13 protein-coding genes are annotated in these 9840 nt (G+C 55.8%); 8 read left to right on the forward strand and 5 right to left on the reverse strand.

All coding sequences use genetic code 11. The annotated features are described in order from the left end of the window. Positions 1-108 precede the first annotated feature (108 nt). From argT to hisP, 5 genes are all read left to right on the forward strand, one after another. Positions 109-891: a lysine/arginine/ornithine ABC transporter substrate-binding protein ArgT gene (argT, locus tag WFM46_RS05200; protein WP_103180503.1), complete on the forward strand. Its 783-nt coding sequence runs from the start codon at positions 109-111 to the stop codon at positions 889-891. A gap of 241 nt (positions 892-1132) precedes the next feature. Next, a complete protein-coding gene (gene hisJ, locus WFM46_RS05205; protein ID WP_032612831.1) occupies positions 1133-1915 on the forward strand; it encodes a histidine ABC transporter substrate-binding protein HisJ in 783 nt (260 codons plus the stop codon). Between the two features lie 83 nt (positions 1916-1998). Then, positions 1999-2685: a histidine ABC transporter permease HisQ gene (locus tag WFM46_RS05210; RefSeq protein ID WP_103180501.1), complete on the forward strand. Its 687-nt coding sequence runs from the start codon at positions 1999-2001 to the stop codon at positions 2683-2685. Then, entirely contained in the window at positions 2682-3395 is a 714-nt protein-coding gene (gene hisM, locus WFM46_RS05215; RefSeq protein ID WP_103180499.1) for a histidine ABC transporter permease HisM, read from the forward strand. Before WFM46_RS05210 ends, hisM begins: the two co-directional genes overlap by 4 nt. Positions 3396-3403: 8 nt before the next feature. Further along, on the forward strand, positions 3404-4177 hold the full coding sequence (gene hisP / locus WFM46_RS05220) for a histidine ABC transporter ATP-binding protein HisP (RefSeq protein WP_103181114.1): 774 nt from the start codon (positions 3404-3406) through the stop codon (positions 4175-4177). A 32-nt stretch (positions 4178-4209) separates the two neighbouring features. Here the strand turns inward: hisP and WFM46_RS05225 are convergent, their stop codons facing one another. The 4 genes from WFM46_RS05225 to yfcG are packed head-to-tail and all read right to left on the reverse strand — an operon-like array spanning position 4210 to position 6746. After that, positions 4210-4734, reverse strand: coding sequence for a GNAT family N-acetyltransferase (locus WFM46_RS05225; protein WP_336997197.1), 525 nt, complete (start codon positions 4732-4734; stop codon positions 4210-4212). Positions 4735-4789: 55 nt separating this feature from the next. Then, positions 4790-5683, reverse strand: coding sequence for a TIGR01777 family oxidoreductase (locus tag WFM46_RS05230; protein WP_103180495.1), 894 nt, complete (start codon positions 5681-5683; stop codon positions 4790-4792). A 19-nt stretch (positions 5684-5702) separates the two neighbouring features. Next, positions 5703-6065 carry a dihydroneopterin triphosphate 2'-epimerase gene (folX, locus tag WFM46_RS05235; protein ID WP_103180493.1) on the reverse strand — a complete coding sequence of 121 codons (363 nt, stop codon included), beginning with the start codon at positions 6063-6065 and terminating at the stop codon, positions 5703-5705. A 51-nt stretch (positions 6066-6116) separates the two neighbouring features. After that, complete coding sequence (gene yfcG / locus WFM46_RS05240; protein ID WP_336997198.1) at positions 6117-6746, reverse strand: GSH-dependent disulfide bond oxidoreductase; 630 nt, start codon at positions 6744-6746, stop codon at positions 6117-6119. A 143-nt stretch (positions 6747-6889) separates the two neighbouring features. Between yfcG and yfcF the strand changes: the two genes are divergently transcribed. The 3 genes from yfcF to yfcD are packed head-to-tail and all read left to right on the forward strand — an operon-like array spanning position 6890 to position 8739. Next, on the forward strand, positions 6890-7534 hold the full coding sequence (yfcF, locus tag WFM46_RS05245; RefSeq protein ID WP_336997199.1) for a glutathione transferase: 645 nt from the start codon (positions 6890-6892) through the stop codon (positions 7532-7534). A 55-nt stretch (positions 7535-7589) separates the two neighbouring features. Continuing rightward, positions 7590-8141 carry a phosphodiesterase gene (gene yfcE, locus WFM46_RS05250; RefSeq protein ID WP_336997200.1) on the forward strand — a complete coding sequence of 184 codons (552 nt, stop codon included), beginning with the start codon at positions 7590-7592 and terminating at the stop codon, positions 8139-8141. A gap of 55 nt (positions 8142-8196) precedes the next feature. Beyond that, positions 8197-8739 carry an NUDIX hydrolase YfcD gene (gene yfcD, locus WFM46_RS05255; RefSeq protein ID WP_103180487.1) on the forward strand — a complete coding sequence of 181 codons (543 nt, stop codon included), beginning with the start codon at positions 8197-8199 and terminating at the stop codon, positions 8737-8739. Between the two features lie 54 nt (positions 8740-8793). Here yfcD and pta read toward each other — a convergent pair. Further along, a partial coding sequence (gene pta / locus WFM46_RS05260) for a phosphate acetyltransferase (protein ID WP_336997201.1) occupies positions 8794-9840 on the reverse strand: 1047 nt, incomplete at its 5' end.

Consider the following 9840-nt stretch of genomic DNA (forward strand, 5'->3'; position numbering starts at 1 on the left):
GTAATTTTGCGTTATCTGCAATATGGCATAAGACCTGCAAGAGATTGCCTGCAACAACACACAACACAATCTATTACATAAGAAAATCACGACACTTGAGGGTAATGTATGAAGAAGACGGTTCTGGCTCTGTCTTTGCTGGTGGGATTAAGCGCTGCGGCAAGCAGCTTTGCGGCGCTCCCACAGAACGTACGTATCGGTACAGACGCAACCTATGCCCCGTTCTCATCGAAAGATGCGAAGGGGGATTTCGTTGGGTTTGATATCGACCTGGGAAATGAGATGTGCAAACGCATGTCCGTGAAATGTACCTGGGTGGGCAGCGACTTCGACGCGCTGATCCCGTCTCTGAAAGCCAAGAAGATTGACGCGATCATCTCCTCGCTCTCGATTACCGAAAAGCGTCAGCAGGAGATCGCCTTCTCTGAGAAACTTTACGCGGCGGATTCACGTCTGATTGCGGCGAAAGGCTCCCCAATCCAGCCAACCATTGACTCGCTGAAAGGCAAGCATGTAGGCGTTCTGCAGGGCTCAACGCAGGAAGGCTATGCGAACGCCAACTGGCGTGAGAAGGGCGTGGATGTAGTGGCGTACCAGAACCAGGATCTGATCTATTCCGATCTGGCGGCAGGGCGTCTGGATGCGGCTTTCCAGGATGAAGTCGCCGCGAGCGAAGGCTTCCTGAAACAACCGGCGGGCAAAGAGTTTGCCTTTGCTGGCCCGTCAGTCAAAGACAAAAAATATTTCGGCGACGGCACCGGGATCGGCCTGCGTAAAGACGATGCCGAGCTGAAGGCGGCCTTTGACAAAGCTTTCACTGAACTGCGTAAAGACGGTACCTACGACAAACTGGCGAAGAAATACTTCGACTTCAATGTTTACGGCGACTAACCGGAACTGACGGGTGCGCACCATAATGGCTCCCCGTTATGGTGCGACAATGGCCTTTGCGAACCAGGATGGTGCAAATCGTGCGCTGTGTTGGTTATAAAGTGAATAGTTAAGCACTCGCAATGCACTTTTTCGCGCTTGCCGGGCATAATCTTTTGCCTTGCCGCGGCGATTAGTGGCACATTAAAGGCGCCCCGTCGGCGTTAAAATCCCGTAAGAAGACAGTCTGTTGAGGATAGATATGAAAAAACTGGTTTTGTCACTTTCTCTGGCTCTGGCCTTTTCCAGCGCTACCGCGGCATTTGCAGCAATTCCGCAAAAAGTTCGTATTGGTACTGACCCGACTTATGCCCCCTTCGAATCGAAGAATGCGCAGGGTGAACTGGTAGGTTTTGATATCGATTTGGCTAAAGAGCTGTGCAAACGTATCAAAACAGAGTGTACCTTCGTTGAAAACCCACTGGATGCGCTGATCCCTTCGCTGAAAGCGAAAAAAATTGACGCCATTATGTCTTCCCTCTCTATCACCGAAAAACGCCAGCAGGAGATTGCCTTCACCGACAAGCTTTATGCAGCGGACTCGCGTCTGGTGGTAGCGAAATCTTCCGATATTCAGCCAACCCTTGAATCCCTGAAAGGTAAACGTGTGGGCGTGTTGCAGGGCACCACACAGGAGACCTTCGGCAACGAGCACTGGGCACCGAAAGGAATTGAAATCGTCTCTTACCAGGGCCAGGAGAATATCTACGCTGACCTGACTGCGGGCCGTATTGACGCCGCCTTCCAGGATGAAGTGGCAGCCAGCGAAGGCTTCCTGAAACAGCCAGTTGGTAAAGATTACAAGTTTGGCGGTCCGTCCATCAAGGATGAGAAACTCTTCGGCGTGGGCACCGGTATGGGTCTGCGTAAAGAGGATAACGAACTGCGTGAAGCGCTGAACAAAGCCTTTGCTGAAATGCGCGCCGACGGCACTTACGAAAAACTGGCGAAGAAATACTTCGACTTTGATGTCTACGGTGGTTAATCCCTCCACTTAATAACGTGCGGCCCCTTCCGTCCAGGGAGGGGAAAAGACACGGCTACACCACTCACGACAGGGCAGGCGGTATGCTGTACGGATTTTCTGGCGTAATTTTACAAGGCGCATTGGTCACCCTTGAACTGGCTCTCAGTTCAGTGGTGCTGGCCGTGTTGATAGGCCTTGCAGGCGCGGGCGCGAAGCTCTCTGCGAATCGGGCGATGGCGCTGCTGTTTGAGGGCTATACCACCCTGATACGCGGGGTGCCTGACCTGGTGCTGATGCTGCTGATCTTCTACGGTCTGCAAATCGCCCTTAACGGCATTACGGATGCCATCGGTATGGCGCAGATTGATATCGATCCGATGGTGGCCGGTATCATCACCCTGGGCTTTATCTATGGCGCCTATTTTACCGAAACCTTCCGCGGGGCCTATCTCGCGGTGCCGAAAGGGCATATCGAAGCGGCTACGGCCTTCGGGTTTACCTCCTCACAGACGTTTCGCCGCATTATGTTTCCGGCCATGATGCGCTTTGCGCTGCCGGGAATTGGTAACAACTGGCAGGTTATCCTCAAAGCAACGGCGCTGGTCTCCTTACTGGGGCTGGAAGATGTGGTAAAAGCCACGCAGCTGGCAGGCAAAAGCACCTGGGAGCCGTTCTACTTCGCGATTGTCTGCGGGGTGATTTATCTGGTGTTTACCACCGTCTCCAATGGCGTGCTGCTCCTGCTCGAACGGCGCTATTCCGTGGGTGTGAAGAGGGCTGACCTGTGATCGAAATTATTCAGGAATACTGGAAATCCCTGCTGTGGACCGACGGATACCGTTTTACCGGTGTGGCGATCACCCTCTGGCTGCTGATTTCTTCTGTGGTAATGGGCGGGATCCTGGCGATTTTCCTCGCCATTGGCCGCGTCTCCAGCAACAAATATATTCGCTTCCCCATCTGGCTGTTTACCTACGTGTTCCGCGGTACGCCGCTCTATGTGCAGCTGCTGGTCTTCTACTCCGGGATGTACACGCTGGAAATCGTCAAAGGCACCGAGATGCTGAACGCGTTCTTCCGTAGCGGGCTGAACTGTACCGTGCTGGCGTTAACGCTCAACACCTGCGCCTACACCACCGAGATCTTTGCCGGCGCGATCCGCTCCGTGCCGCACGGTGAAATTGAGGCGGCGCGGGCGTATGGCTTCTCTTCGGTGAAGCTCTATCGCTGCATTATTCTGCCGTCGGCGCTGCGTATTGCGCTGCCTGCCTACAGCAACGAAGTGATTTTAATGCTGCACTCCACCGCGCTGGCCTTTACCGCTACCGTGCCGGATCTGCTGAAGATTGCCCGTGATATTAACTCGGCGACCTATCAGCCCTTTACCGCCTTCGGGATCGCGGCAGTGCTCTATTTAATCATCTCTTATGTCCTGATTAGCCTGTTCCGCAAAGCGGAAAAACGCTGGTTGCAGCATGTCAAACCTTCGACGCACTGAGAATGAAGATGGCTGAGAACAAATTAAACGTTATCGATTTGCACAAACGCTACGGCGAACATGAAGTGCTGAAAGGGGTGTCGCTGCAGGCGAATGCGGGCGATGTGATCAGTATTATCGGCTCCTCAGGGTCGGGTAAAAGTACCTTCCTGCGCTGCATTAACTTTCTTGAAAAGCCGAGTGCCGGCTCGATTGTGGTCAGCGGTGAGAACATCAATCTGGTGCAGGACAAAGACGGTCAGCTGAAGGTGGCGGATAAACACCAGCTTCGTCTGCTGCGTACTCGTCTGACGATGGTATTCCAGCATTTCAACCTTTGGAGCCACATGACGGTGCTGGAGAACGTCATGGAAGCGCCGGTGCAGGTGCTGGGCTTAAGCAAGCAGGAAGCCCGTACCCGGGCGGAGAAATACCTGGCGAAAGTGGGTATCGACGAACGCCAGCAGATGAAATACCCGGTGCATCTCTCCGGCGGTCAGCAGCAGCGTGTCTCTATCGCCCGTGCGCTGGCGATGGAGCCGGAAGTGTTGCTCTTTGACGAACCTACCTCCGCGCTCGATCCCGAGCTGGTGGGGGAAGTGCTGCGCATCATGCAGCAGCTGGCCGAAGAGGGGAAAACCATGGTGGTGGTGACCCACGAGATGGGCTTTGCCCGTAACGTCTCCAACCACGTGATTTTCCTCCACCAGGGCGTAATCGAAGAGCAGGGGCATCCGGATGAGGTGCTGGCCAACCCGAAGAGCCCGCGTCTGCAGCAGTTCCTTAAGGGATCGTTGAAGTAGTTTGTTGCCCGGTGGCGCTACGCTTACCGGGCCTACAAAACCGTAGGCCGGGCGGCACCATTCTCTAAACGGTACACCCAGTCGTCATACCGCACGCCGTTAATCTCATATGCCTGCTCAAGTACCTGGGTGCGCATGAAACCCGCTTTCTCTAACACCCGCACTGACCCGCCGTTGTCCGCCAGCACATATGCGTTAATCGCTTTTACGCCCACCCGGATAAACGCATATTCACACACGGCACGCAGCGCCTCGCTGGCTATTCCCTGGCCCTGGGCGGCGGCAATCACGGTGTAACCAATATCGGCCTCTTCAGGGTAGTGGGAGCTGATTTGCAGGCCAATATCCCCGAGCGGGGTGGCATCATCATGGACGCGGATCACAAAGATGTGCGGGGCGGTAAGACGGGCGGCAAACAGGCGTCGGATCTCTTTTTCCGGGGCGATCGCGGCCATATAGCGCATGATCTCCGGCGCTTCACGCAGCCTGTGGAAAAAAGGCCAGTCGGCGGGCTCAAAAGGGGAGAGCGTCAGCCGGGGAGTGGTAATGGTTGCCATCAAAGCGCCTTGAACAGGGAGCGAAGATAACAAATTAACATCTGACAAGGTAAATTTAACCTACCACATCTCCCAGGGCCTCTTCTAAGTCATACCACCTGAAAGCAAAGCCGGAGGCTTCCAGGCGCTTCGGCAGCGCGCGCTGGCCGCCCAGCACCAGCACGGAGGATTCCCCCATCAGCAGGCGGATAGCGGTGGCGGGCGCGCGAACTACGGCAGGGCGATGCACCGCATGGCCCAGGGCATGGGCAAACTGCTCGTTACGCACCGGGTAGGGGGAGACCATATTGAACGGGCCGCGAAGATCGTTATCCAGCAGCCAGAGAATGCCGTTGACCATATCGTCGATATGGATCCACGCCAGGTACTGACGCCCGTTACCGACCGGGCCGCCAAGACCCAGCTTAAATACCGGCAGCATTTTGCCCAGAATCCCGCCTTTGGGGGCCAGCACCACGCCGGTGCGCAACAGGCATACGCGGGTCTTTTCGCTCTGGGCACCGCAGGCAATCTGCTCCCAGCGGGCGCACAGCTTATGGGTAAATTCATTGTGCGGCGGCTCCTCTTCGGTCACCACCACCTCGCCTAAATCGCCGTAATAACCTGAAGCTGAACCGGAGATAAACACCGACGGCGGCGTGTCGCTGGCCTTAACCATATCGACCAGCCGCTGGGTGATGTTCCAGCGACTGTTACACAGACGCTGTTTATGCTCTTTTGTCCAGCGCTTGTCGGCGATGGGCTCGCCTGCAAGATTGATGACGGCATCAAAGCCGTTGAGATCCTGGTGCTCCGTCAGCCCTTTCCAGATATCGATGCCGGAGCCGAGTAGCTGGCGCGCCTTCTCAGGGCTACGCGTGACCACCGTCAGCTCATGGCCCAATACCTGCAAACGTGGGATTAAATGCCGGCCAATCAGGCCGGTGCCGCCGGTTACCAGGATCTTCATACCACCTCCAGGGTTGCGCTTAGCGTTGCCAGCTTAACGTCATCGAGACGGAGTCGGCGTAGCGCAGCGCGTGAAGTTTATCGATCTCGACTTCAGCATAGGTGACCCAGTGATGTTCGCGTGCGATATCCAGCACATCCTGAGTTAATTTTTCCAGCAAAGAGAAACGGTTATTCTCCACCAGATGAATGATGCTTTTGGTAATGGTGCGATAGTTCAGCGCATCATTAATGTCTTCACTGGCGCGGGCTTTGTCTGCCGGATAGTGGATCGTCACGTTAATAACGATATCCTGGCGATTAGCACGCTCCTCCTCTTTGATTCCAATAAAGGTGCGCAGGCGTAAATTTTTAATACGAATAATTGCGTCTTGCTGGGACATTGCAGGCTTCCTCCGTGTCATTATCGACACCATAATACATGAGGAAAGCGTTTATATCTGCTGCGCTTTTTGCATTGCACGCTCGGTTGCCGGGCGGGTGCGGATACGTTCAAACCAGTTGTTTACCGCAGGCCATGATGCCAGGTCGACAAGATGGTTTTCATGGGTGTTGACCCACGGCCAGCAGGCGATATCCGCGATACTGTAGTGTTCGCCTCCCAGCCACGGCGATTTTTCCAGCCGCTTGTTCAATACGTTATAGAGCCGCTGCGTTTCGACCTGGAAACGTTCGATGGCATAGGCGATAGGCTGTGGCGCAGCATGGTTAAAGTGGTAGTTCTGACCAATCATCGGCCCCAGGCCGCCAACCTGCCAGAAGAGCCACTGCAGCGTGACGTGGCGTTCGCGTAATTCCCCGCTCAGTAGCTTGCCGGTTTTCTCTGCCAGATAGAGCAATATTTCGCCGGACTCAAACAGGCTCAGCGGGGTACCGCCATCCTCCGGATCGCGATCGACAATCGCCGGAATTTTATTGTTGGGGGAAATGGCGAGAAACTCGGGGCGGAACTGTTCGCCTTTGCTGATATTGACCGGCAGGATGCGGTAGTCCAGCTGGGCCTCTTCCAGAAAAAGAGTGATCTTATGCCCGTTGGGCGTCGGGGCGTAGTAAAGGTCAATCATCGCAACTCCTGTCATAGCGCTTTTTTCTGCATAGATCGAGTATAGGTGGTGATGATAAATCGTGAGTTTTCATCAAGTGACAGCCGGGGCAGGAGGTTATATTTTGGATATCTACCCATCACGCGAAGCCTTATGAGGACGTTATGAGCCAACCTGCGATTACCCTGTGGTCAGATGCCGACTATTTTTCACCCTATGTGATGAGCGTGTACGTCGCGCTGGCCGAAAAGGGATTGCCCTTTGCCCTGAAAACCATCGACCTCAGCCGGGGGGAGAACCGTCAGCCGCAGTGGCGGGGCTATGGGCTGACCCGTCGCGTGCCGCTCCTGGAAGTGGACGGGTTTGAACTCAGCGAATCCTCCGCGATTACCGAATATCTGGAAGAGCGTTTTGCGCCGCCGGCATGGGAGCGGATCTATCCGCTCGATCTGCAAAAACGCGCCCGCGCGCGTCAGATACAGGCGTGGCTGCGCAGCGATCTGATGCCCATCCGTGAAGAACGTTCTACCGACGTGGTATTTGCCGGGGTGAAAAAACCGGCCCTGAGCGAAACTGCCCAGCGCACGGCAAGCCAGCTGATTGATACCGCCACCTCGCTTCTGGCCCACGGCAATCAGAATTTATTCGGGGAATGGTGCATTGCGGATAGCGATCTGGCGCTGATGCTCAACCGCCTGGTGCTCAATGGTGACGACGTACCACAACAGCTGGTGGATTACGCCAGCTTCCAGTGGCAGCGCGCCTCGGTGCAGCGTTATGTGGCGCTTTCAGCGAAGCGGGCTGGCTGATAAGGCCTGCTGATTCAGGTATGATGGAGCGGCTTTTCACTACAAGGAGTCACTGATGAAGCTGATGTTTGCATCGGACATTCACGGCTCGCTACCGGCGACCGAAAAAGTGCTTTCGCTGTTTAACCAGAGCGGGGCGCAATGGCTGGTGATCCTCGGCGATGTGCTGAATCACGGCCCGCGCAACCCGCTACCCGAAGGCTATGCCCCCGCTGAGGTTGCAGAGCGGCTTAATGCTTTTGCCTCGCGCATTATTGCCGTGCGGGGCAACTGTGACAGCGAAGTCGACCAGATGTTACTGCACTTTCCCATCACCGCCCCGTGGCAGCAGATCCTGATGGCACACTGCCGCCTGTTTGTTACCCACGGCCATCTGTTTGGTCCCGATAATCTGCCCGCGCTGAATGCTGGCGATGTCCTGGTTTATGGTCATACTCATATTCCGGTGGCCGGGAAGAAGGGCGACATTATTCATTTCAATCCTGGCTCCGTCAGCCTGCCTAAAGGCGGGTTTCCACCTAGCTATGGGATGCTGGAAGAGGGCCATTTGTGCGTTATGACGCTGAATGACAGCCAGGTTATTGCAGAGTCCAGGATTAATCCGTAACTTACTCCTCAACAGTAAACGCGCCGTGAGAGCGCTATAAAGAGAAGGTTTCCCGATGGTGGAGCAGAGTCATTTGGCAAGTACTGAGTGGGTAGATATAGTCAGCGAAGACAATGAAGTCATCGCCCAGGCGAGCCGCGAGCAGATGCGCGCGCAGCGCCTTCGCCATCGCGCGACCTATATCGTGGTGCATGATGGTATGGGCAATATCCTGGTGCAGCGCCGTACCGAAACGAAAGACTTCATGCCCGGCATGCTCGATGCAACGGCCGGCGGTGTGGTGCAGGCCGATGAGCTGTTACTTGACTCCGCCCGCCGTGAAGCGGAAGAGGAGCTGGGGATTGCCGGTGTGCCGTTTGCCGAACACGGTCAGTTCTACTTTGAAGACAGCCACTGCCGCGTCTGGGGAGGCCTCTTCAGCTGTGTCTCCCACGGCCCGTTTGCGCTGCAGGAAGAAGAGGTCAGCGAAGTCTTCTGGATGACCCCGACGGAGATCACCGCCCGTTGCGATGACTTCACGCCTGATTCGTTAAAAGCGCTGGCGCTGTGGATGAGCCGCAATGCCAACAACGAACCGGCTAAGCAAGAAGAAGCGTAACGGTGATAATAAAAAAGGCGACCCTGGGGTCGCCTTTTTACGTTTGGCAGCAGCTTACTGCTGTGAAGCCTGGATCGCAGTGAGGGCGATGGTGTAGACGATATCGTCTACCAGCGCGCCACGAGACAGGTCGTTCACTGGCTTGCGCATACCCTGCAGCATCGGCCCGATGGAGATCAGGTCGGCAGAACGCTGTACCGCTTTGTAAGTGGTGTTACCGGTGTTCAGATCCGGGAAGATGAACACGGTAGCGCGACCAGCAACCGGCGAGTTAGGCGCTTTAGATTTGGCAACGTCAGCCATAACTGCGGCGTCATACTGCAGCGGGCCATCGATAACCAGATCCGGGCGTTTTTCCTGCGCCAGACGGGTGGCTTCACGAACTTTCTCTACGTCGCTACCTGCACCAGAGTTACCGGTGGAGTAGGAGAGCATCGCAACGCGCGGCTCGATACCGAACGCAATCGCGGAGTCAGCGGACTGAATCGCAATCTCTGCCAGCTGTTCAGCGGTTGGATCCGGGTTGATCGCACAGTCACCGTAAACGTAAACCTGTTCCGGCAGCAGCATGAAGAACACGGATGAAACCAGAGAGCTACCTGGCGCAGTTTTGATCAGCTGCAGCGGCGGACGAATGGTGTTCGCGGTGGTGTGAACAGCCCCGGAAACCAGGCCATCAACTTCGTCCTGCTCCAGCATCAGGGTACCGAGAACCACGTTGTCTTCCAGCTGTTCGCGGGCAACGGCTTCGGTCATACCCTTGCTCTTACGCAGCTCAACCAGACGGGCAACATAGCTTTCGCGCACCACTTCCGGATCCACGATTTCGATACCCGCACCCAGCTCAACGCCCTGGGACGCCGCGACGCGGGTGATCTCATCCGGATTACCCAGCAGCACACAGGTGGCGATACCGCGCTCGGCACAGATTGCCGCGGCTTTAACGGTACGTGGTTCGTCGCCTTCAGGCAGAACAACGCGTTTGCCCGCTTTGCGCGCCAGCTCGGTGAGCTGATAACGGAAGGCTGGTGGAGAGAGACGACGGCTGCGCTCGGAGGTCGCGGTCAGAGATTCAATCCAGTCAGGATTGATGCAACCGGC

The organism is Leclercia sp. M50, assembly GCF_037150775.1.
Taxonomy (GTDB): Bacteria; Pseudomonadota; Gammaproteobacteria; order Enterobacterales; family Enterobacteriaceae; genus Enterobacter.

Excerpts from the sequence above, each read along its gene's own strand:
- WFM46_RS05210 (WP_103180501.1), top strand. The coding sequence starts at position 1,999 with ATGCTGTACGGATTTTCTGGCGTAATTTTACAAGGCGCATTGGTCACC.
- hisJ (WP_032612831.1), top strand. The coding sequence starts at position 1,133 with ATGAAAAAACTGGTTTTGTCACTTTCTCTGGCTCTGGCCTTTTCCAGC.
- yfcF (WP_336997199.1), top strand. The coding sequence starts at position 6,890 with ATGAGCCAACCTGCGATTACCCTGTGGTCAGATGCCGACTATTTTTCA.
- WFM46_RS05225 (WP_336997197.1), bottom strand. The coding sequence starts at position 4,734 with ATGGCAACCATTACCACTCCCCGGCTGACGCTCTCCCCTTTTGAGCCC.
- yfcE (WP_336997200.1), top strand. The coding sequence starts at position 7,590 with ATGAAGCTGATGTTTGCATCGGACATTCACGGCTCGCTACCGGCGACC.
- hisP (WP_103181114.1), top strand. The coding sequence starts at position 3,404 with ATGGCTGAGAACAAATTAAACGTTATCGATTTGCACAAACGCTACGGC.
- folX (WP_103180493.1), bottom strand. The coding sequence starts at position 6,065 with ATGTCCCAGCAAGACGCAATTATTCGTATTAAAAATTTACGCCTGCGC.
- WFM46_RS05230 (WP_103180495.1), bottom strand. The coding sequence starts at position 5,683 with ATGAAGATCCTGGTAACCGGCGGCACCGGCCTGATTGGCCGGCATTTA.
- yfcG (WP_336997198.1), bottom strand. The coding sequence starts at position 6,746 with ATGATTGACCTTTACTACGCCCCGACGCCCAACGGGCATAAGATCACT.
- yfcD (WP_103180487.1), top strand. The coding sequence starts at position 8,197 with ATGGTGGAGCAGAGTCATTTGGCAAGTACTGAGTGGGTAGATATAGTC.
- argT (WP_103180503.1), top strand. The coding sequence starts at position 109 with ATGAAGAAGACGGTTCTGGCTCTGTCTTTGCTGGTGGGATTAAGCGCT.